27 protein-coding genes are annotated in these 22,184 nt (G+C 42.4%); 21 read left to right on the forward strand and 6 right to left on the reverse strand.

The window, feature by feature from the left end; all coding sequences use genetic code 11:
• Window position 1: 1 nt before the first annotated feature.
• Window positions 2–499, reverse strand: coding sequence for a rhodanese-like domain-containing protein (locus FGG15_RS15255; protein WP_138837750.1), 498 nt, complete (start codon window positions 497–499; stop codon window positions 2–4).
• A gap of 229 nt (window positions 500–728) precedes the next feature.
• Between FGG15_RS15255 and FGG15_RS15260 the strand changes: the two genes are divergently transcribed.
• The 3 genes from FGG15_RS15260 to FGG15_RS15270 all read left to right on the forward strand — a co-directional run bounded on the left by FGG15_RS15260 (window position 729) and on the right by FGG15_RS15270 (window position 4,491).
• Window positions 729–2,546, forward strand: coding sequence for a pyruvate kinase (locus tag FGG15_RS15260; protein ID WP_138837752.1), 1,818 nt, complete (start codon window positions 729–731; stop codon window positions 2,544–2,546).
• Between the two features lie 93 nt (window positions 2,547–2,639).
• The gene (gap, locus tag FGG15_RS15265) at window positions 2,640–3,632 is read left to right on the forward strand and encodes a type I glyceraldehyde-3-phosphate dehydrogenase (RefSeq protein WP_138837754.1); all 993 of its coding nucleotides are present in this window, start codon (window positions 2,640–2,642) and stop codon (window positions 3,630–3,632) included.
• A gap of 412 nt (window positions 3,633–4,044) precedes the next feature.
• Window positions 4,045–4,491, forward strand: coding sequence for a hypothetical protein (locus FGG15_RS15270; protein ID WP_138837756.1), 447 nt, complete (start codon window positions 4,045–4,047; stop codon window positions 4,489–4,491).
• Between the two features lie 27 nt (window positions 4,492–4,518).
• Here the strand turns inward: FGG15_RS15270 and FGG15_RS15275 are convergent, their stop codons facing one another.
• Complete coding sequence (locus tag FGG15_RS15275) at window positions 4,519–4,746, reverse strand: hypothetical protein (protein WP_138837758.1); 228 nt, start codon at window positions 4,744–4,746, stop codon at window positions 4,519–4,521.
• 171 nt (window positions 4,747–4,917) lie between these two features.
• On the reverse strand, window positions 4,918–5,355 hold the full coding sequence (locus FGG15_RS15280) for a hypothetical protein (RefSeq protein WP_138837760.1): 438 nt from the start codon (window positions 5,353–5,355) through the stop codon (window positions 4,918–4,920).
• Window positions 5,356–5,493: 138 nt separating this feature from the next.
• Between FGG15_RS15280 and FGG15_RS15285 the strand changes: the two genes are divergently transcribed.
• From FGG15_RS15285 to FGG15_RS15325, 9 genes are all read left to right on the forward strand, one after another.
• On the forward strand, window positions 5,494–5,742 hold the full coding sequence (locus FGG15_RS15285; RefSeq protein WP_138837762.1) for a helix-turn-helix domain-containing protein: 249 nt from the start codon (window positions 5,494–5,496) through the stop codon (window positions 5,740–5,742).
• A gap of 22 nt (window positions 5,743–5,764) precedes the next feature.
• Complete coding sequence (locus tag FGG15_RS15290) at window positions 5,765–5,998, forward strand: helix-turn-helix domain-containing protein (RefSeq protein ID WP_138837764.1); 234 nt, start codon at window positions 5,765–5,767, stop codon at window positions 5,996–5,998.
• Window positions 5,976–6,227, forward strand: coding sequence for a helix-turn-helix domain-containing protein (locus FGG15_RS15295; protein WP_202619563.1), 252 nt, complete (start codon window positions 5,976–5,978; stop codon window positions 6,225–6,227). The genes FGG15_RS15290 and FGG15_RS15295 overlap by 23 nt, the downstream gene beginning before the upstream one ends.
• 101 nt (window positions 6,228–6,328) lie before the next feature.
• The gene (locus FGG15_RS15300; RefSeq protein WP_138837766.1) at window positions 6,329–8,053 is read left to right on the forward strand and encodes a purine-cytosine permease family protein; all 1,725 of its coding nucleotides are present in this window, start codon (window positions 6,329–6,331) and stop codon (window positions 8,051–8,053) included.
• On the forward strand, window positions 8,050–9,534 hold the full coding sequence (locus tag FGG15_RS15305) for a mannitol dehydrogenase family protein (protein WP_138837768.1): 1,485 nt from the start codon (window positions 8,050–8,052) through the stop codon (window positions 9,532–9,534). Before FGG15_RS15300 ends, FGG15_RS15305 begins: the two co-directional genes overlap by 4 nt.
• A 311-nt stretch (window positions 9,535–9,845) precedes the next feature.
• The gene (locus FGG15_RS15310) at window positions 9,846–10,283 is read left to right on the forward strand and encodes a hypothetical protein (RefSeq protein ID WP_138837770.1); all 438 of its coding nucleotides are present in this window, start codon (window positions 9,846–9,848) and stop codon (window positions 10,281–10,283) included.
• 174 nt (window positions 10,284–10,457) lie between these two features.
• Window positions 10,458–10,739, forward strand: coding sequence for a type II toxin-antitoxin system RelE/ParE family toxin (locus FGG15_RS15315; RefSeq protein ID WP_138837771.1), 282 nt, complete (start codon window positions 10,458–10,460; stop codon window positions 10,737–10,739).
• Between the two features lie 11 nt (window positions 10,740–10,750).
• Window positions 10,751–11,053, forward strand: coding sequence for a HigA family addiction module antitoxin (locus FGG15_RS15320; RefSeq protein WP_138837773.1), 303 nt, complete (start codon window positions 10,751–10,753; stop codon window positions 11,051–11,053).
• 263 nt (window positions 11,054–11,316) lie between these two features.
• Complete coding sequence (locus FGG15_RS15325; RefSeq protein ID WP_161991976.1) at window positions 11,317–11,640, forward strand: hypothetical protein; 324 nt, start codon at window positions 11,317–11,319, stop codon at window positions 11,638–11,640.
• A gap of 117 nt (window positions 11,641–11,757) precedes the next feature.
• Here the strand turns inward: FGG15_RS15325 and FGG15_RS15330 are convergent, their stop codons facing one another.
• Window positions 11,758–12,015 carry a hypothetical protein gene (locus tag FGG15_RS15330; RefSeq protein ID WP_138837779.1) on the reverse strand — a complete coding sequence of 86 codons (258 nt, stop codon included), beginning with the start codon at window positions 12,013–12,015 and terminating at the stop codon, window positions 11,758–11,760.
• Window positions 12,016–12,106: 91 nt separating this feature from the next.
• On the opposite strand from FGG15_RS15330, the gene FGG15_RS15335 reads away from it, so the two are divergent.
• The gene (locus tag FGG15_RS15335) at window positions 12,107–12,790 is read left to right on the forward strand and encodes an SOS response-associated peptidase (RefSeq protein ID WP_138837793.1); all 684 of its coding nucleotides are present in this window, start codon (window positions 12,107–12,109) and stop codon (window positions 12,788–12,790) included.
• A gap of 165 nt (window positions 12,791–12,955) precedes the next feature.
• Entirely contained in the window at window positions 12,956–13,906 is a 951-nt protein-coding gene (locus tag FGG15_RS15340; protein WP_138837795.1) for a sugar phosphate isomerase/epimerase family protein, read from the forward strand.
• On the opposite strand, the gene FGG15_RS15345 is transcribed toward FGG15_RS15340, so the two are convergent.
• Window positions 13,903–14,472 carry a hypothetical protein gene (locus FGG15_RS15345; RefSeq protein WP_138837797.1) on the reverse strand — a complete coding sequence of 190 codons (570 nt, stop codon included), beginning with the start codon at window positions 14,470–14,472 and terminating at the stop codon, window positions 13,903–13,905. The two genes, FGG15_RS15340 and FGG15_RS15345, sit on opposite strands and share 4 nt — an antisense overlap.
• 170 nt (window positions 14,473–14,642) lie before the next feature.
• On the opposite strand from FGG15_RS15345, the gene FGG15_RS15350 reads away from it, so the two are divergent.
• From FGG15_RS15350 to FGG15_RS15380, 7 genes are all read left to right on the forward strand, one after another.
• Window positions 14,643–15,527: a polysaccharide deacetylase family protein gene (locus FGG15_RS15350; protein WP_161991977.1), complete on the forward strand. Its 885-nt coding sequence runs from the start codon at window positions 14,643–14,645 to the stop codon at window positions 15,525–15,527.
• On the forward strand, window positions 15,527–16,618 hold the full coding sequence (locus FGG15_RS15355) for a glycoside hydrolase family protein (RefSeq protein WP_138837801.1): 1,092 nt from the start codon (window positions 15,527–15,529) through the stop codon (window positions 16,616–16,618). The genes FGG15_RS15350 and FGG15_RS15355 overlap by 1 nt, the downstream gene beginning before the upstream one ends.
• Window positions 16,619–16,652: 34 nt before the next feature.
• A complete protein-coding gene (locus FGG15_RS15360; RefSeq protein WP_138837803.1) occupies window positions 16,653–17,000 on the forward strand; it encodes a hypothetical protein in 348 nt (115 codons plus the stop codon).
• Between the two features lie 80 nt (window positions 17,001–17,080).
• The gene (locus FGG15_RS15365; protein ID WP_138837805.1) at window positions 17,081–18,361 is read left to right on the forward strand and encodes an RNA polymerase sigma factor; all 1,281 of its coding nucleotides are present in this window, start codon (window positions 17,081–17,083) and stop codon (window positions 18,359–18,361) included.
• A gap of 88 nt (window positions 18,362–18,449) precedes the next feature.
• The gene (locus tag FGG15_RS15370; protein ID WP_138837807.1) at window positions 18,450–18,806 is read left to right on the forward strand and encodes a YciI family protein; all 357 of its coding nucleotides are present in this window, start codon (window positions 18,450–18,452) and stop codon (window positions 18,804–18,806) included.
• Between the two features lie 12 nt (window positions 18,807–18,818).
• Window positions 18,819–19,028, forward strand: coding sequence for a hypothetical protein (locus tag FGG15_RS15375; protein WP_138837809.1), 210 nt, complete (start codon window positions 18,819–18,821; stop codon window positions 19,026–19,028).
• 159 nt (window positions 19,029–19,187) lie between these two features.
• Window positions 19,188–20,615, forward strand: coding sequence for a pyridoxal phosphate-dependent decarboxylase family protein (locus FGG15_RS15380; protein WP_138837811.1), 1,428 nt, complete (start codon window positions 19,188–19,190; stop codon window positions 20,613–20,615).
• On the opposite strand, the gene FGG15_RS15385 is transcribed toward FGG15_RS15380, so the two are convergent.
• Window positions 20,605–22,122, reverse strand: coding sequence for a CRTAC1 family protein (locus FGG15_RS15385; RefSeq protein WP_138837813.1), 1,518 nt, complete (start codon window positions 22,120–22,122; stop codon window positions 20,605–20,607). The two genes, FGG15_RS15380 and FGG15_RS15385, sit on opposite strands and share 11 nt — an antisense overlap.
• Window positions 22,123–22,184: the final 62 nt, after the last annotated feature.

The raw sequence follows: 22,184 nt of genomic DNA on the forward strand, positions 1-22,184 counted from the left end.
TTTATTTGTTGTACACTTTATCCGCATTGGTCAAAAGTTGACCCCAATACTTACTAAAGGGGTGGACATTATCCGTAGGTTGGTTTTGCGTGTTATAAACTGGATTTCCCTGATTCTTCCATTCAAAAATACCGCCGTACAGATTGCGGATTTGTGTATAGCCTGCCAACTTTAGCTTTTCGCCCACATCTTCGGAACGCACTCCTACAGAGCAATATACTACGATGGGTATTTTTTTGTCAGGAGCAATCTGTGATACACGGTCGATTTCGAAATCATCGTATCCAACCCAGACCGCATTTTTTAAATGGCTCACTTCAAACTCTTCCCTTTCCCTTGCATCCAAAAAGATAAAATCATCTCCATTTATAGCTTCATCCACAGTGATATACTCCACGGTTTTATTGTTGAACTTTTCCAAAATATCCGGGATGGTCAATTGGGATTTGGCACCAATGGAAAGAAGTAGGAATATGTAAATCGGAAGTTGCTTAGTCATTTGTTTACTGATGAGTTTCAAAGATAACTCATTACATAAGTTGAGCGATAATATGATTATCTTAATCCTTGGAATTTTTGAAGTATCCCTTGGTTTAAAAAACAATCTATTTTCCGTGACACACAAAGGTTTAAGCTGTGGTACAGTTCAAAAAAAATTCTAATTACTGATTTAAATCAGCAGCAGTCTAGTTTTTAAGTTGAAATTTTGCTAAGTCAAACCTCCCATAATGAACATCGACCCAGAAAAACTTCCTTCCATTGCCAAACGGTTGGAAGATATTATTGAAAATTGTGCCGCTAATGAAAGGGACAATGAAACGCTGTTAAAAGAGGTTTGTGAAACCTACCGGGAAAGTGCCAAAAACCTGCTGCACTATAGCACTTTTAGAACCTATGACCTTAGATCGATTCAAAAAAAGCTAAAACGGCTTGGGCTCTCCCGTTTTGCAAATGCCGAAGGCAATATTTTGGGAAGCCTTACCAATGCGCACAATCTAATAAGGTTGATGGGGCAACCTTCCAAGGAATATCCATTACCTGCTTTGGGAATTGGACAGGGCAAAAAGAAACTCAGAAAACATACCAATGCTCTTTTTCCAACCCCCAAAAAAAGTAGAAGGGTGCGGATCATGGTCACACAGCCAACCGAGTCTGCCCATGACTATAACAAGGTCTTGGAAATGGTAAAAAATGGGATGAATTGTGCGCGAATCAACTGCGCCCACGACAATCCGGACATTTGGAAAGCCATAGCCGATAATGTGAGAAAGGCATCTGCCGAATGCGGAACCGATGTAAAGATTGCCATGGACCTGGCAGGCCCAAAAATTAGAACAGGATTTCTGGGATTGGGGCCAAAAGTGTTGAAGTTTAAACCCAAAAGGTCGGTACTTGGGATAGTGGAAACCCCAGCCCAGATTAGATTGGTGCCCGAAGACAATAAAAGCATTGACCCCACTGCAATTCCAATTGCTTCTGACTGGCTTTCCTTGCTACGGGTTGGGGATAAATTCATTCTAAAGGACACTAGAGGAAAAAAACGGAAACTAGTGGTTCACAAATTGGAAGAAGGAAAAGCGCTCTTGCATTGTAAAAGAACGGTTTATCTAGAAACAGGAACCCGATTACAACCCCAAAGGGAGTCTATTCCAGTGGGTGTTATTGGAGAGCTTCCAGTAACGGATAAATTCATTGAACTGCACACGGGCAATCTGCTGGCAGTAACGGCAAACGAGAAGCAAGGAAAACTTCCCCAGTTTAACGAAGAAGGAAAGCAGATACATGTGGGAAGTATTCCCTGCCTGCCCTCAAAAGTGGTTTCCAAAGCCAAAAAAGGGGAACCTATCCTCTTTGATGATGGTAAAATAGAAGGCGTCATCACTGAAGTTCGCAAAGACCATTTCATGGTCAGGATTGTTAAGGCCAAGGAAAATGGCGCGCGACTCAAGGCAGAAAAAGGAATTAATTTTCCAACACTGGATATGGGCCTTTCGGGCCTAACTGACAAAGACAGAGAAGATCTAAAGTTTGTGGCCAAGTATGCCGATATCGTCAATTTTTCTTTTGTGAACACCGCTGAGGATGTGGATGAACTTCTAGATCAGCTGGAGCAGCTTGGGTCAAGGGATAAGGTAAGCGTCATTTTAAAGATTGAGACCCGATTTGCCTATAGAAACCTGGTGAAAATTCTGTTGGCTGCCATGAAGACCCAATTTATTGGCGTGATGATCGCCCGCGGCGACCTGGCCTTGGAGGTGGGTTGGAAAAATATGGGCAAGGTGCAGGAAGAAATCCTTTCCTTTTGTAGTGCCGCCCACATCCCAGTGGTATGGGCCACCCAAGTACTGGAAGGCTTGGCTAAAAGTGGTCTGCCTTCGCGTTCCGAGATTACGGACATAACTTCCTCCTTGCGTGCGGAGTGCGTAATGCTCAACAAGGGGCCATATATCAATGAAGCTATTGTGCTCTTGGACGAAATGCTTCGGGGGATGGAAAAATTGCACAGCAAAAAAGAGGGCATGTGGCCCAAAATTGACTGGCTCTAATACCAATTTTCTAGTGCGTTATACACTGTAATTTTTGGGGTGGTTTTCGGACTAATGGCAAGTAAACAAGTAATAACAAATACAACACTAAAAATGAGAATAGGAATCAACGGGATGGGCCGTATTGGACGGGCCGCCCTTAAGGTAATCAACGAAACTCCTGGCCTGGAGGTCGTTGCCGTAAACGACATTGTTTCCATAGAAAACACCGCATACCTTTTAAAGTACGATACGGTCTATGGGAAATATGAAAAAGAGGTAACCCATGAAGTTGACGCTTTGGTGGTGGACGGACAAAAAATCCACTACTCCTCCATCCGTACCCCGGAGGAATTGCCCTGGGGAGAACACAAGGTGGACTTGGTGATCGAGAGTACAGGGGTCTTCACCAAAGGTGAGGATGCCGAACGCCACCTGAAAGCAGGGGCCAAGACGGTGATTATTTCCGCACCTACCAAAAGTGCGGACACCCCAACGGTTGTGCATGGGGTAAATTCAGAAGATGGGAATGTAAGCGTATTTTCCTGTGCCAGCTGTACCACCAACAACATTAGTCCAGTGGTTGAGGTCTTGGGCCGACGTATCGGGATTAAAAAGGCCATTATGACCACTGTTCATGCCTATACCGCTTCGCAGGGTACGGTGGACGCTCCCTCGGCCAAGAACTTTAGAATGGGACGGGCAGGAGCACAAAACCTGATTCCGACAACAACGGGAGCGGCCATTGCCACTACCAAGGCACTACCTGCCTATGCGGGTAAGTTTGATGGGGTGGCCATTAGGGTTCCTGTTCCCGTAGGTTCTATCTCGGATATGACCTTTGTTACGGAACGACCTGTGACTGCAGAAGAGGTGAACCAAATTCTTGTGGAAGAAGCCCAGACCGATCGTTATGCCGATGTGCTGGACACCACAGATGAACCCATTGTTTCTTCGGACATTATTAAAAGCCCGTATGCATCAACCGTGGATCTGTCCATGACCCGTGTAGTGGATGGGGATTTGTTGAAAGTGATGACCTGGTATGACAATGAATGGGGATTCACCAATCAGATGATTCGTCAGATCCTGGAGATTAAGGGATAGTCGAAAAGAAATGGAAAAGGAAAGGGCCGCGTAAGCGGCCCTCGTTTTTTATGGTTAGTTGATATAATGGTATAAACTGGTGATCAGCGAACCTACCGAGCAAGCCAGTACGAAATACCAAAATATGTACCCCATTTTTTCTTCTACAGTGTTCATTGTAATGTTTTTGTGTTCTGGTGGTTGCATTTTATCTTCTCTTCGAAAGTACAGAGAAAGGCCTATCATAATGTTACATTTTTATTGGTTGCCCCAAAAAGCATATAATTGGTAGCAAATTTTTTGTGGATGGTATATCGACCCTAAAACCCGTTGTGGGAATGGAAAATCACAACACCAATTTTTGTAGGAAAGCAAGCTTTTCTACTTGGTAACTAGGGGCTTGGTACGTAATTTTGTGACAAGTCCAGAGCCTATGAACTACCAAGAACTTGACCAAGCTATTTCCAAACGCATGCGCAAATGGGGTATTCCCGCGGTGCGCATTTCATTTGCTATTATATTTTTCTGGTTTGGGATTTTAAAGCCCTTTGGGCTTTCTGCCGCGACCGGACTTTTAAAGGCCACGGTGGCCTGGTTGCCTTTTGGCTCGCCAGATACGTGGTTGGTGGTCATAGGATGGTGGGAAGTGGTGATCGGGATTACCTTCTTGTTCCGAAAGACCACCAAGATTGCCATTGCCCTCTTGCTGCTGCAAATGGTGGGCACCTTTATGCCCTTGGTGTTTCTACCGGAAATCACCTTTCAAAATGGCAACTACCTATTGCCTACCTTGGAAGGGCAGTATATCATTAAAAACGTGATGATCATATCCGCGGCCTTGATCGTGGGCGGGACACTCTTTAAAAAACAAGGGAATTGATTCCCTTTTCCAAGAAATGGAACGGGATTAAACCAGCGGAGTACCTTTAAGGCGCTTTTCAATCTTGCGCTTCTTTTCGGTAAGCTCCTTCATAACGTCCATAAGGTTTTGATCCTTGGTCTCCTTATAGATCTCGTTAATGGAAAGTATGAGGGCCTTTGCCTCTCTGGAAGCCGCAACCCTATCACTGGTGGACATATGACTCAAAGTTCTGCCTATAAACTCCTTTGCCTTTGCTAATAAATCTTCGGTCATTTTTATTTAAAATTAATCTAGATTGGCTAAATATAAGGGATACTTTGATATTTTCTGCCTATAGGGGTATTCGTTTTTTATATCAAGCCAAAATATTTCCCCTAAGAGCCTGCAAATAAAGGAAAAAAACTGTATATAAACCCCCAATATTTTCTTAAACTATGTACGCTGCTAAACCAAATGGCCAGAGGGAAATTTTTCTACATGATGGACATGGGTGAATGTCTGCGAAACATGCACCCTGAGTTTGGGATTCTTGGCATTGATACGGTAGCACAAGGTGAGCTGGTCGGCATCCATGTGCAGGTGGCCTTGATCTAAAGGGCTGGGCAGGTGCAGCATGGAACCCAGATAAAAACCCTGCTTGGTAGGAAGCACAAAATCAAAGGAAAAGTTGAAGACGGGATTGTCCGCCACCAGCATTTGAACCAGGCCTTTATGGGTTTTTTTACAGAGCATGATGCGGCTATGTTGTTTGAGCACGGGTAGAAAGGGAAGTTGGTTTTGGCTGTTGAGCACCAGATGATCGGCAAAGATGATTTCCATACAGGTGTAAGGACTTTGGTGGACGAAGTCTTGAATGGTTTGCAGAATGGGTGTGGTTGGCATAGGTGTAGGTTAGAGGATTGGATGTTTGGATTGTTGGATTTTTAGATGAGGCTGATTGGGTAAAGATATAAAAAAGGTTGTAAACAACCTATTGTATTCAATTGGTTGAATAAAACTTCTTGTTTGCATTTTTGAGTTATGTCAAAGCGTGAACGAAAAAAAGAAATGCCAGATTTCTGTATAGCCTTTGGGAAGCATCTTAGGACCTTGAGAATTGAAAAAGAATTGAGCATTGAAGAAATTGCCTTTAAAGCAGGGATTGATGCCCAAAACCTAAGAAAATATGAATTAGGTAAACAGGAAATGAAAATTTCCATGATGAAGAGAATTGCTGATGCATTTGAGATCAGCACATCTGAATTGTTAGCTTTTGATAAACGAGGTTAAGATATTCTAGCATTGCTGTCGTATGAGCGAACAAGGCGACCATAATGTTGATTTTCTTCGGCAATTGGCCAATCGGATAAAATCACTAAGAGATAATCGAAACCTTACTCAGGAGGACGCTTATAATGACACAGGAATTCACTTTGGGAGGATAGAAACGGGTCGCTGGGACCCCAAATTCAGCACAATTCGGAGGATTTCGGAATACTTTGAATTGACTATAACCGAATTTTTTGCAGAGGGTTTTGAGGAATAAATTGAGCAGGGAAGAAAAGTTGTTTGTAAGAGACTTTGGATTGCACCTGAGAGCTTTGCGGGAAGAAAGAAATTTATCGCAAACCAAATTGGAGGCCATTGCTGGATTATCCAAAAATCAAGTGTGGCGCATTGAGAATAGCGAAGTAAACACCACTATTTCCAATTTGGTGTTACTTGCAAAAGCCTTGGATGTTAAGATTGAAGAGCTTTTTGAGTTTAGGAGGTGATGTTTTGAGCTTTTGATTAATAAATTGGCCATTTGAATTGAAATATCTTTATCCAAACGCCGTGATGCATTTAATCATATTAGAATATTAACCAAACCAACATGCAGGAAAAGACAAACTTCCAACAATTTGAAAATCTAGACGAAGAACAATTACCCGTCGCTAAACACAAATTACACGATTGGACTCATTTTGCGGGTCTCTACGCTGCCGAGCATGTCGCGGCTACAGAGTTTGTGATCGGAGCAACTTTTGTGGCGCTTGGCGCCAAGACGATGGATATCATCTTAGGTCTTCTGATTGGTAATATTCTAGCGGTACTGAGCTGGAGATTCATCACTTCCCCAATTGCCGTTGATACACGCCTGAGCCTCTATACCTATCTGAATAAGATTGCTGGTGACTCGATGACTAAGCTGTACAATTGGGCCAATGTCATTATCTTTTCTGTGATATCTGCCGCGATGATCACAGTTTCATCAACAGCGGTTCGCTTCGCTTTTAATGTTCCTGCACAACTCAATTGGTATCCCACCAATGCCTGGTTTATATTGATTGTTTTGGCCGTAGGCATAGTTGTGGTTTCTATTGCTATCTATGGTTTCAATGCCGTTTCTGAATTTTCAGGGATCTGCGCTCCTTGGCTCTTTGTGATGTTTACGAGTGGTGCCATGGTGTTACTCCCTGCCTTGTCTTTAGATGTATTGGATAAAACTTTACCTGCTGGATGGGCGGATTTTATAACCCTTGGCGACCAGAGTATCTGGACAGGCATCAACAGCGATGGTGCTCCGGGAATTGGATTAGTCGAAGTCATTGGCTTTGGCTGGGCTGCTAATACAATTACACATTTCGGATTGATTGATATGGCCCTCCTACGTTTTGCTAAAAAGAAGAACTACGGATATGCCACCAGTACAGGCATGATGTTCGGTCATTATGTTGCATGGATAGCTGCGGGAATCATGGGCGCCGGTGCCGCCGTCATATTAGGAAAATCAATCGTTGAGCTTGATCCAGGTGATGTGGCCTATTATGCACTTGGCTGGTCAGGTTTTGTGATTGTTATTGTTGCCGGTTGGACGACCGCGATTACGAATTTGTACAGAGCAGGTTTGGCCGCACAAGCTATTTTTTTCAATCATTCTCGAAAGAAAACGACTATTGTGGTTGGTATGGTCACCGTAGCTATCGCCTGTTTCCCTTTTGTATTTTCACAAATACTACCGCTACTGACCTATGCAGGGTTGCTGGTTGTTCCTGTGGGAGCTATTGTGTTTGCCGAACACCAGATTTTCCCTAGAATTGGCTTTACGCGCTATTGGTCTTCGTACCGAAAACTAACCTTTAGTATGCCTGCAGTTGCGGCTTGGGGCTTGGGCTTAGTCTTCGGATTTGGGTTGAATTTCTTAGATGTGATTTCCTTCTATTATCTGTTTATCCCTACATGGTTTTTTACCATCGCTGTATATACTTTGCTCGCATCTAAATACGGAGCGAAGCAGGACTACCAGGAGGAAGTAAAAGAAGAAGAAGTTCGGATGGAAACGATTGAACGTTTTCAAGAGCAGCAAGCAAAGAATGAGCCAGCTATTTCTAAGGATGTTTCTTTATTCTCTAAAGGATTAAAATTCATAGCCATTTCGGCTTTGGTGGCCACTTTTGTGTTGGCCTGTAACGTGACGTTCGGTAGCGCCACAGAATCGAATTATATTGAAAATCGGGAACTCTTTTATACGTATGCTTTCATCAGTACCATCATTTATTTTATACTGGCCTATTGGGCACTCAAACGTGGAAAATCAAAAACGGTAGCACTCCAATGAAAACACCAATACAACTTCAACAACAAAATTTAGAAGAATTGGGAAGCCGTATGCCCGTGCCGATATATAACCGCACCGACAATAAAATTGGAATTGTACATGTCGGCGTTGGCGGATTCCACCGTGCACATCAAGCGTATTATTTGCATCAACTAAGACAGCTGGGGGAAGCCTCAGACTGGGGAATCTGTGGAATCGGTTTACGCGAAGCAGATACTAAACTAAGTAATATTTTAAAAAAGCAAGACCATCTTTATACACTAATGGTTAAGCATCCAGACGGAAAAATCGAACCCGAAATAATTGGGTCGATTGTAGATTTTAAAATGGGAACCACAGATCCCGAAACCGTTATCGCTCGAATGGCAAGTGTGGATACAAGAATTGTATCACTGACGATTACCGAAGGAGGTTATAATTTCAACCCCACCACGGGAGAATTCAATTTTGACAATCCAGATATACAACATGAACTTCGTCACCCGCATGACCCAATAACCATCTATGGGTTTTTAACGGCGGCTCTAAAAAGACGCCGCGCCGCCAAGTTACCTGCTTTTACCATTTTGTCTTGTGATAATATTGAACATAATGGAGATATGATGCGTAAAATGCTTCTTGCTTTTGCCAAAGAGCAAGATAAGGGCTTGGCAAAATGGATTGCACAAGAAGTCTGCTTTCCCAATAGCATGGTCGATCGTATTACGCCGGTAACAGCCAAAGCAAATATCGATACTATAGCTCAAAACTATAGCGTAGCTGATGCGTGGCCAGTGACGTGCGAACCTTTTATACAATGGGTGGTAGAAGATAAATTCTCGAATGGACGACCAGCATTTGAAAAAGTAGGCGTACAATTTGTACATGATGTAGGGCCGTATGAGAAAATGAAATTAAGACTCCTAAATGCAGGGCATTCAGTTTTAGGAATTTTGGGAGCAATTCATGGTAACCCGACCATCAATGCTTGTGTAGAAGATGAAGTCTTTGCAAACTACTTACGTGTATTTTTAGACGAAGAAGCTACTCCTATTTTAGGGGACGTTGAAGGCATTAATTTGGAGGACTACAAAGACAGCCTCTTTGAACGTTTTTCCAACCCTAATATAAAAGACAGCGTTGGCCGTATTTGCTCAGAAAGCTCGGCCAAACTACCTAAATTTTTAATCCCAACCATACATGAAAATTTAGCAATAGGAGGAAGTATCAAATTCGGCACCTTGGTCATAGCAGCATGGTGCTACTACAGTGATAAAAAAGTAGACCAACAGGGAAAACCACTCGAAATTATTGATGCAATGTCGAATGAATTACACCAAGTGGCATCAGAATCGAAAAATGACCCATTAGCCTTCATTAAGCAAGAAAATCTGTTTGGAGGTCTTGCAAAAAACGATGATTTTACTAGAACCTACACCTCAATGTTACAGAAGTTGTATACAGGTTTTAGGATCAATGAATTGATGCAAAGTATGATTTAGAGCAGTTAGCCAGAATTGCATACCGATTAGTCAATTGAAAAAACGCATCACAACAACGTGTATAATTAATTGCCGCGGAATTTCCTTATAAGAAAATCGCTTACATTAATTATCTTAACCAATAACGGAAAATGACTTACACCCTTTCCCGCAACTAATCATACTCACAACCGTTAGGCCTTGCTGCCGCAAGATTACCCGGTCAAGCTGGGTGCAAGCGTATCTTGTGGGTTTCAAGTTTACTTTGTTTTAATTGGTGAGATGTAATAACGGGTCCGAAAGTGGCTGTAGCGATGATTTAACAGAATAAAATGAAATACTATTGTGTCATTATTAGCTTCATGGGGTTTTGCGTAGCATCTTGTAAATTGACAAATGATTCGGTTCAAAATCAAAATGTGATCTACGAGGCATGTGAACTTGCCGATAAGATAAATGATACAATTGTTGTTCGTGGAACCTATTCGACTTGTATGGAATATAGTTCCTTCAATCCGGTGAAAAGTGACGAATGTTACGATGCATTTGACATGGATCTTAGGTTTAATCAAGCGCATTTCACAAAAGAAGTTGAAGCTCGTTTGGATGAGATGTACGGGTGCGGGGTAAGTATAAAGTTGACCCTAAGGGGAATTTTGCGTAAGGAGAAAGATAGGAAGTATGGTCACTTGGGGAGCAATACTGCTGAATTTGATGTTTTAGATTTTATCGAATATGGTAAAGTGAAATTCAAGAAATTGAAAAACTAAAAATACCCTTTTCCCCTCGCTCCCTTAAGATCACCCAGTCAAGTTGGGTGCAGGCGTATCTTGTGGGTTTCAAGTTTACTTTGTTTAATATGGTGTCTTTATCATACGTTGCGCAACATTTGTAAAAACCTCCAAAATTACTTACCTTTGACGTTAGTAACGTAAAACAGAAGCATGATTGTTTCTTTTGGCTCAAAAGAGACCGAACAGATTTGGAACGGAATCAGGGCCAAAAAAATGCCACTTGAAATCCAAAATGCTGGACGACGAAAACTCAGAATGCTGAACAACTCTCAAGATCTAACGGACTTGAGAGTACCGCCATCAAACCGACTGGAAAAATTATCGGGTAACCTGAATAATTTTTATAGCATTCGAATTAACAAGCAATGGCGGATAATTTTCAAGTGGAATAGGGGAAACGCAAGTGAAGTGGAAATAATCGATTACCATTAAAAAAAGAAAAAATGGGGAAGTTGGTCAATGTACATCCTGGAGAAATACTTTATTTCGAATTTCTTGAGCCTATGGAAATTTCGGCATACCGACTTTCCAAAGACTTGAAAATTCCGCAGACCAGAATTTCGGAAATCATAAAAGGGAGGCGAAGAATTACGGCGGATACTGCCCTTCGATTAAGCAAATATTTTGGGAATTCTGCCAAATTCTGGCTTGGACTTCAAGACGATTTCGATATTGAAGAGGAACGGGAGGAAAAGAGAACGGAACTGGACGGAATTGAAAAGTTTGAAAATAAAAACGTAACCTAGCACTGTATCTAGCTCAATTCGGTCGGAATTTCCATACGGAATTTCCAGCTTGATTCCCTCGCTCCCGCAAGATCACCCAGTCAAGCTGGGTGCAAGTACATCTTGTGGCATTCTTGGTTTAGTTTGTTTAAATTGGAGTGATTAAACTGCCAGCTTTTAACTTGATCGGCCATGTGTTGTTCACCCAAAACCAAGTAAAACATATGCGTAGAATATTTTATATGTTATCTATCTCTATTTTGTTGCTAGCGTGTAAAAAAAGTATGGAGTATGGAAATGTAGAAGCCTTCAATAATTATGAATTTATTGATTTTCAATCCGTAGTTAAAAACCCAAATGAATTTTATAAAGACACCATAAAAATAAAAGGACAAATAGTAATGTCTTCCCATAATGTTTCAATCACAGATGGAAGTTCTTGGATTTGGATTGATTCTTTTGGCCCTGCCTATGCTGATGATAGTACCTATCACGATTTACATATGAAAAATGTGGAAATTCTTGGGGTATTTGATTTTAGGGAAAAAGGTTTTATGGATTCTTATGAGGGAAAGTTCACGGAACTTTTTTACATCAAAATGTATTAAAGTCAATTCCACTTCCTTAAAATGTAATCTTGTGGTATTCTTGGTTTACTATTTCTAGTTTGGCGGTAACATTGAGTTCGGGACACTCGAACTGACGTTTATGGGCACCTCAGAACATTAGAGCTGTTGGGTTCTGATCCATCCCGCTTCGGGCAGTTCAAATTCATCTACTTTCATGATCACCCGCTCCCCCTGCTGGTATTTATATTTTAGCAAGGTGCAATTGGCATTTTGTTCCAAATAGAACATCCTTACCCGTTTGGGCAAGGGCAGTCTTTTTTGTTCGCATTCCCGGTTCAAGCGGTTTTGGCCTATTTCCAATAGGAGCCTTTTTATGGCATACTTGTCCATATGTTTGAAGGTTGTATTTCTCATATAGGAAATAATCCATAAAATAGGAAATAATCCAAACAAATATATTTAATTTTTAGCACAGGATATGTTAAATTGAAAGGAAAAATGGGGTATGTGTTACGGTATTCGAGTGGTTAGGAAAGCGCAAGAACTTGAGGTCTTTTACAACGTTACCAAATTACTGGGAGAAGAGCAGTTGGAGCTGGATCTGCGGTACTTTCATGCCAATGGTTGGAGCCACCCCCTCATGTGGATCATTCCGCAGGAAAAATCCAACCGGATAACCCCCGCCATGTGGGGCATTATGCCCTCCAAGAACAAAGGGGCCGATTTTAAGGAGTACTTTAAAAACTACAAGACCTTTGGGGGCCTCAATGCCAAATCTGAAAAACTCTTTGACCATTTTATCTACCGGCAGTCTTGGGAGCACAAACGGTGCATTATTCCCGTAGATGGCTTTTTTGAACCCCATACCACTCCGGTAAAAGTCAAGGGCAAATCCTTTAAGGTGCCGTTCTATTTTAAGCGCAAAAACGATGACCCCATTAGCCTAGCAGGAATCTACACCACCACTTCGGATGGATGGAACACCTTTACTATCTTGACCAAGGACGCAACCCCAATGTTTGAGCAGATCCATAACGAAAAAAAGAGGAGACCTGTGATCATAGATGACGAAAACTTGGATTCTTGGCTTATGGACGATATGGATCTGGACGATGTGCTGCAGATGATCTTTGGGAAGGTGAGTTGGAAGCTTATCCGATTACCAAGGATCTGTACTCCAGAACCATAGACTCCAATAGGGATGAGATAATTGAGCGGGTGGACTATGAAGAGATTGAAATAGAATATTGAAACTCAACATCCACACTATTTGGTGCTATAATATTCTTGGTTTACTTTGATTAACTTGGTGGGAGTATTAAGGTGGAGTTAATGCTATAAAAAACAGAACATAATGAAAAGAAGGTTTTTTTTGGAAAAGTTTGCGTGGAGTACTGGAGTTTTAGCGGCTTCGCCCCTAGTGACATACGGGTACAATTTCTTGGACGATGGAAGCGTACCCTATGCAAGTGATTTAAAATTGTCATTGGCGCAGTGGTCTTTGCACCGTCAATTTCAAAATGGGAACCTCAATGCAGTTGACTTTGCCAGTATTTCCAATGATACCTATGGGTTAAACGCTGTGGAGTACGTAAATGGGTTTTATAAAAAATCTGGGAAAGATGAGCGATTTTGGGCAAACATGAAAGAACGGGCGGACAAGGCAGGCGTAAACAACTTATTGATTATGATAGATGAAGAAGGAGATCTTGGTGCGGCAAATGAAAAGGAACGGATAAAAGCTGTTGAGAATCATTATAAATGGGTCAATGCGGCTAAAATTTTGGGATGCCATTCCATTAGGGTCAATGCCTTTGGTGCCAGCGATAGGGATACCTTTAAATCCGCTATGACAGATGGCCTTGGACGCCTAGCAGAATATGCCGCCAAGGAGAACATCAATATTGTGATTGAAAACCATGGCCTGAACAGCTCGGATGCGCAATTGATAACCGAAATCTTAAAACAAGTCGGTACCCCAAACGTGGGAACCCTTCCAGATTTTGGAAATTGGTGCCTTACCGCCAAATGGGGAAGTACCAAAGGAGATTGTGATAAAGCCTATGACATCTATCAAGGTGTGACCGAATTCTTGCCATTTGCCAAAGGGGTCAGTGCCAAGTCCTATAATTTTGATGATCAGGGAGAACACCCCTCCATAGATTATTACAGGATGCTCAAAATTGTAAAAGACTTTGGATGGGACGGGCACATTGGCATAGAATACGAAGGGGATGCCCCAGAACATGAGGGCATACTACTTACCAAGGCATTGATAGAAAAAGCTTGGAACGGTTTAGATTAGGGAATACTATTTTTATCTGCTTCGTATAACTCAATGGCCTCTACATAATTGATGGCCCCGTGCATGGTCAAATCATGGATAAAACCATCCAGTTTAGGGTGATTTTTCTGGATCCAACTGACCAGGGAATCCCGTTCTTTTTGCCAAACACCCCAATCTGCTCCGGCGCATTCACCAGATTCAATTTTTGAAATTTTTCCGGAATCAAAAGAGATGTTGAACTGACAGGTCAACGGGTTGTTCTTTAAAAATTCATAACGTACGGATTCTGATGCCACATTGACCAGAACCTCATTGTCCGCTTCATCCAATTGAACTATGGCATAGGAGGTTTTAAATATGGAATCCCATTTAAAAAACTCATAAAAACTTTCATGGGTGTAAGGGGTAACATAATCGCCAGAGGTAATGGTGAGGGTGTCATTGATCAATGCTTTTATTTTTTGGTAATTCCCTTCCTCAAAAGCTTGGTAATATTGGGTGACCATCTCTTTACGTGTCGGTTTCTTCTGGTTGCAGCTTGCCATCAATAGCAAGAGGGATAGGATAAAAAGGGTGTTTTTCATTAGGGTGTATTCGGAGGTTAAGTTAAGATTTTAGGCTTGCAAATTGGCGTATCTTTATAACAAGTTAGGTATTCCAATATCCAATCATGAAATTGACCACGATAGCGCTATGTTTAATATCCGTCCTATGTCTAGGGTGTAAAAATCAGTCACCGAAAAAATTAGGAAAAGTGACGGATACCATTAAACACACTAACCAACCCACGGTAAGCTTAACTTTTGATGATGGCATTACCGCAGACTTGGCAGGTTATCCGTTTAAGGAATGGAATCAAATGCTCTTGTCCCATCTGGAAAAGGAAGACCTCAAAGCCGCTTTTTTTGTCACTGGGCTGAACAAATTGGATGAAAAAGGCCAGTTCCTTTTGAAAAGCTGGAACGATAATGGACATCAAATTGCCAATCACACCTTTTCCCACCCCAATTTTAATTCGGATGCCAATACTGCCCAAATGTTTGCCAATCAACTGCTGCGTACGGATTCAGTAATTTCAAAATTTGGGAACAGTTCTAAGCTGTTCAGATTTCCATATCTAAAGGAAGGGCAGAACCCAGCCAAGGTGGACAGTATTAGAAATATCCTTGCCCAAAACGGCTACCGCAATGGATACGTCACTATAGATGCTTCGGATTGGTATGTCAACAGCCGTTTGATCAAAAAAATCAAGGCCAACGGAGTTTCAAATACACAGCTTGACGAATTTCGCGACTTTTATGTGCAGCACATTCTGGAACGGGCCGAGTATTACGAAAAGCTGTCCTTTGAAATGAACGGAAGACATATTAAGCATACATTGTTGCTGCACCATAACCTGACATCAGCTCTTTTCCTAGGAGATTTGATTGAGGCTTTTAAGGCCAAGGGCTGGCGAGTTATAGACTCGGATACGGCATTTGAAGATCCCATTTTTGGACAAATACCAAGTCCCGATTTTGCTGGCGAAAGTTTGATCTGGTCTATGGCCAAACAATCGGGCAATTATGAAGACCGATTGAGATATCCGGCGGAGGATAGCCGATATGAAAAGGATAAAATGGATCAATTGGATTTGTAATGGGAAATTTCTCTTTTAAACCTATTGTACTTGTTACTACTGGACTGGTCTTTGCGCTGTCATGCGCTCAAAAATCCACCAAAACTGTTGAGGTGAGGGGTGTCTACGGGAGCCCCAAACCCCTTTGGGATAAAGGATATAAGCTAAATGAACTTGGGGTTAATGCCATTTTTGTCCATAGTGGTGCCATTGATCAGGCCATGGTGGAACGAGCTAAATCCGAAGGAGCTAAGGTATATGCCGAATTTGCCACCTTGAACGGGAAAAATTATGTGGAAAACCATCCCGAGGCCTGGGCTATCAACGAAAAAGGAGAAAAAGTGAAGGCGGCTACCTGGTTTATGGGTGTCTGCCCTACCGAACCGGGTTTTAGGTCATATCGCTTTAATCAGCTAAGAGATTTACTATCCAAATTCGACCTGGATGGAATTTGGATGGACTATGTGCACTGGCATGCGCAATTTGAAGACCCCGAACCTATTTTGCCCGAAACCTGTTTTAACGACGATTGCCTTAACGAATTTTCGGCACACACTGGTTTGCAAATACCTGACGGATCAACCACGGAAAAGGCAAAATGGATTTTAACCCAGCATGACATGGAATGGCGCAATTGGAGATGCAAAGTCATTCATGATTGGGCGGTAGAAATGAAGAAAATCCTTAAGGAAGCCAATCCCAATGCACTCTTGGGGCTGTATCACTGTCCTTGGGATGACGAAGAATACAATGGTGCCAGACGTCGAAATCTGGGGTTGGATTATGATTTGTTAAGGGAAACTATTGATGTGTTTTCTCCAATGGTTTATCACGGAAGAATGCATCGAGACCCTAACTGGGTGGAAGAAAATATTAGCTGGTTCAGCAACCGATTGAATATTGAAATGGGAGCCTATCCCAAAGTATGGCCCATTGTTCAAGCGCATGATGACCCCAGTATTATCTCCAAAGAGGAATTTGAAACCGTTCTTTTAGGGGGACTGGCAGGGGAGTCCACAGGGGTGATGATGTTTACGACCAATTCGGTTGCCAAAGATGAAGCTAAAACTGGGGTGATTAAGAAAGTGTATCGAAATCTTTCGGAAGAATGAAACGACGGAATATTGACAAAACAATCAATTAGCTGTGACACAAGAAATTCTAATTTTACAGGAATCCCCAAGGATTGAGGTGGTGTTTACTGAACATGACTTGGAGGTTAGAAAGTCTGGCTCCGTTTTAATCAAAAAGACGAGCTACACAGAAATAAAAATGGTGGAGTTTATCAAAGGCAATATCCCTTGGATTACTGGAATGATTACTATGGTGATAGATCTTATAACTGGGCATGGGGTTGGTCACTGGAAAAGAGGAAAAGGAACATTGGATTTGTCTACAAATGCACACTCTTATTCCATAGAACTTGTTAACTATGACAGGGAACAAACCTCAATGGCGGTTGAACGGATAAACAATAAACTTAAAACAGATTGAAGCTACCCATCTTGTGGATTTTTATAATTTACTGGTAGGAACTAGCTTTAAACTTTAATTGGATCTGCCCTAACCAAAACATGTTCACAGCCGAGAAAAACATATCCGACCAAATTGATCATCTGTTCAGGCATGAGTATGGTAAACTTGTTTCTGTATTGACCAAAACATTTGGTACACCCCATATCCAACTTGCCGAGGACGTTGTGCAGGAAGCCATGTTGGAAGCCCTGAACCAATGGAACTACAATGGAGTCCCGGAAAATCCCGTAGGTTGGATCTACAAAGTGGCCAAATACAAAGCGGTAAATGTATTAAACCGCGAAAAGTACAAGCGGCAATACGCTTCCGATGTTGCCCAGCAATTGCAATCAGAATGGACGTTGAAACCGGCTTTGGATTACATTTTTACGGATAAGGAAGTTGCGGATGACCAGTTGCGCATGATCTTTACCTGTTGCCACCCTTCCATCTCATCAGACTCCCAGGTGGCCCTGACCCTTAAAACCCTGTGTGGATTTAGTATTCCTGAAATAGCCAAGGCATTTTTAACCCATGAGGAGAACATCAACAAAAGATTGGTCAGGGCAAGAAAAACCATAAAGGAGGCCAATATCTCATTTGAAGTGCCAATTGGGAAGGCACTCGAAAAGCGATTGTCAAGCGTTCTTGAGACCGTTTATCTCTTGTTCAATGAGGGTTATGATGCTACTTCGGGGAATCACCCTATCCGATATGAGCTTTGCGAGGAAGCCGTTCGGCTAGCAGAAATAATTGCATCAAATCCGAATACAAAATCGACCAACATTTATGCCTTATTGGCTTTGATGAGCCTGAATATGTCCAGATTCAAATCAAGGGTGGATGAATTTGACAATGTTCTGGATTTGGAGCATCAGGATAGAAGCCTTTGGGACAGGGCTTTGATAAAAAAGGGACTGTATTATTTAGAAATGGCCACGCAACAAAACGAAGTATCCATTTACCATATTCTGGCCACCATTTCTGCCCAGCATTGCACTGCGGTGGACTATCAATCTACAGACTGGGCTAGTATTTTGGAGTTGTACGACATGCTTGTCCAAATAGATAAATCGCCCATTGTATTGCTCAATCGCGCTGTGGTGTTATCCAAAACCACGCATCCCAAGGAAGCATTGGAGCAGCTCAACAAAATAGGGGATAGCCAATCTTTCCGTACGTACTTGCCATATTATACAACTAGGGCGGAGCTTCATTTTCAGAATAAGGAGCCACAAAAGGCCATAGACCTCTTAAATGAGGCCTTGAAACTACCATTGGATGTAAACCATAAAGATTTGATAAACAGCAAGCTGCGGGATTATTCCGGAGATAATTAGTTTTTTTTCAAAATCAATGTCCTTTTTATCTTTCTTCAATTGACTAAGGGGTGTAGAACCATTTTTTAATGCTTTAAAAAACTAAATCATGCAAGAATTTATGATTTTCATCAAAACCAAAGGAGACCATTTGGAAGGTTTATCCCCAGAAGAGCAGCAGGCCCATGTTCAGAAGATTGGACAATATATCGGCGGGCTCATGGAGTCCAAAAAGTTGAAAGGCGCCCAGCCTTTGGATATGGATGGAGCCATTATCCATGGAAACAAAGGAACCTTTAAGGATGGCCCTTTTAATGAATCCAAAGAAGTCATCGTAGGGTACTTCCATATTCTGGCGGAAAATTTGGATGAAGCTATTGCCATAGCCAAAGCCAATCCCATGTTCCATGATGCTGAGGGGACAATAGAGGTGAGGCCAATAAAGCAAATGGAAGGGATAAACTAAAATTGGAAAACGATGCATTCAGACACACAACATAATACACCGGAATATAGCGGACATTGTGCTTTTGCGGTAAGTACAGGAAAAACAGATGTGAAAGGTGGAAAACACAGCCTAACCATTGAGGGGAAGGAATATCTTTTCTCAAACCCTATTGCTAAATTTTTATTCAAACTGCTGCCCAATCGCATTGAAAAGGCGGACGCTAACTGGATAAATAAGTAAGATGAAAAGAAGAAATACAAACTGGGAATAACAGATTGATTATTTATCGATACGGTAAGAGCGATTTGGAGAGTATCCAAATCGCTTTTTTTATGGGGAAATATACCATCGTTCAATTTTATACGTATTTTTATATCGTACATCGTAAATAAACGATATATGAATTTTACAACGAATTTTGACATCGTAAGACAGGCTCTGGAAGATTTTACCACAGAGATTTATTCACCCAACAACAAAGTAATCGATCAAATACCATTGGATCAGCTGATTCAAAAGTTGGACTTGTCTTCATGGATAAAGGAGGGAGGACTTGAAGGGCAAGTCTTAAAAGACTTTTTGTCCGCATTTCTAAGCTATCAAACCAGGTTGCATCATTCTGGCTATTTGGGTCACCAATGTGCTGCTCCGCATTACGCTGCAGCTTTGGGAGGTTTCATTAACAACGTCACCAATAATGTACCCTCAATCTATGAAATGGGTCCAAGTTCGGTGGCTTTGGAAGTTTTTCTGGTCAATTGGATGTTGGAAAAAGTGGGATGGAAACCAACTCCTTTGACCGTACATAGCCGAATGTCGGAGGAAAATTATGGTGGAGGGGTATTGGTCAATGGAGGATCTATTGCCAACCTCACCGCATTGATTATGGCCAGGACTCAAGTAGCACCAGAAGTTTGGCAAGAGGGAAATCCAGATGGACTTTCTATTTTATTGCCCTCAGAAAGTCATTATTCGCTGACCAAAGCTGCTGGAATTTTGGGGATAGGCAAGAAGGCCATCCACTTTGTGGAAGTTGACAAGCGTGGAGCGGTTATTCCGGATAGTCTGCCTGGCATTTTCAAGAAGGTTCAGGAAAAGGGGCACTTCCCCATTGCGCTGGTGGCCAATGCCTGTAATACTCCAGTGGGCATTTATGATCCTTTGGACGAAATCGCGGATTTTTGCCAAGAGCAAAAGCTTTGGCTGCATGTAGACGGGGCCCATGGTGCCAGTGCACTTTTATCCGAAACACATGGACATAAATTGAAAGGGGTTGAGCGGGCCGATTCCCTAGTTTGGGATGCCCATAAGTTGCTTCAAGTGCCATCGCTTTGTGCTGCTCTGCTGGTCAAGAACCATAAACATTTAGATCAGGCCATGCCCGTAGGAGACAATGCCAGTTATTTGTTTCATGATAAGGAACAACCTGGGGTGGACACCCTCCATCGAACCATTGAAACCACAAAACCTGGTCTAGGCGAACGATTGTTTTTTGTGCTGGGGGCCATTGGGGAGGGCGGAATGGCAGGTTTTATAGATAGGCAATACCAGCTCACTTTGGAAGTTTATCACTACCTGCAAAATCTTCCTGATTTTGAGTGCCCCGCACAACCAGAGAGCAACATTCTTTGTTTTCAATATACCGGAGCGACGATGGATTCCCTTTTCCTTCGGAAAAAACTGTTGGAGACTGGAGAGTTTTATCTGACCACCACCTTGTTCAAGGGCGCACGCTACCTGAGATTGGTTTTTATGAGCCCGAATACGGAGTTCGGGCATATTGTAAATCTTGTGACCTCTATCCGGGAAATAGCCACTAAGGTTTGATTTCCAAAGCTCCTGCCTCAGTTGCCGAAAAATGGGTATCAATGGTTGGATTGGGATGTACATCCGTATGACCTGAAGGCCATTCAATTTTAAGCGAATCAATAACCGTGGATTGCCCCAAACCAAAATGCAGTTCGTAGTCGTTTTGACTGGCATAACCGGTAACCGGGTACATCCACCGGTATTGAATTTTTTCATTAGAAAACAGAGATATTTTTGCTCCAATCCCAAAGCGGTTGCTTTGTGTTCCGTTCAGCCTCAGACTGATCCAATGACTACCTGTAGTTGAGTTTTTGTAAAAACGGTTCACTTGGTCACTGCTGCCCCAATTGGCCACAAAAATATCGAGGTCGCCATCGCGATCAAAATCGGCATGGGCTGCTCCTGCAGAGGTATCCGCATGTTTCAACAAATGCCCGCTAAAATCCTGTTCAAAACTTCCATCCCCTTTATTCAGATAGAAAAAATTGAACATCTCAGGCCTATAGGTGCCATTGGCCACATATAGGTCTAGGTCGCCATCATTGTCATAGTCACCCCAAGTATGGCCCTTGGATGCCCCTCCCATTTGTTGGGAAACCGGTCCCTCCATAACAGGACTTAGATTTCCAGAACCGTCATTGTTGTAGAGAAAGTTCATTTTATCAAAATTGGCCAAAAAGAGATCCAAATCGCCGTCATCGTCATAGTCGGCCCAAGAAACCCCGTAAGAATAGCCTACATCTTGGACCAAATGCCCCTTTTCCACTTTTTGAAATTCCCAATTTCCCAGATTCACATAGTAGTCGTTTGCAGCTTGGGCATTGGCAATGTAGAATTCTGGTAGGGCATCCCCATTGGCATCCCCGCAGGCGCAGGCTCGCGCTCTGCCAGTTCCTTCGGACAGCAAGTGTTCTTCCATAAATTCAAAGTTTCCATCTCCTAGGTTTTTGTACACTCGGTTGGGACCCTTACCGGAGGCCACAATAAAAATATCCAAGTCCCCATCACCCTCAATATCTGCCCAACAAGCCATGGAGGCGCGGATTCCTTCCTCGGTCAGGGGATGCTCCGTGATTCGGGTAAAGCCTAGATTGTCAATGTTGTTGAAAAGGAAATTGGGCTCATCATCCCGACCTACGACATACAGATCCAAATCCCCATCGTTGTCATAGTCCACCCAATTGGCTCCTTGGGCACTCCCGCCATGTCGCACCAATTCTGAAAACACTTTGATGTCAAATCCGCCCTCGGTCATTTTTTTAAATGTCCCATCTCCATTATTCCGATACAGAGCATTCCATTGCCCACTGGAGTTGGAGACATAAAGGTCAGGGTCGCCGTCGCCATCATAATCGCCCCAAGCTACCCCGCGCGAAAGTCCACCATCGGTAGCGATTCTACCTTCGGTAATTTCCTCAAAAATGGAAAGGGAATGTTCTGTTTTTATTTCTTCGGGCTTTTCGGCGCAGCCCATCAGGAGTAGAGGAAAACTGACCGCAAGCAGCAGTTTTAGGTTGGGTGACATAGTTAAATCGTTTATTGCTTATAAACGAAAATAATGTTAATTGGCATGCAGGTTTTATAAGC

This window comes from Flagellimonas algicola, from assembly GCF_005937185.1.
Lineage (GTDB): Bacteria > Bacteroidota > Bacteroidia > Flavobacteriales > Flavobacteriaceae > Flagellimonas > Flagellimonas algicola.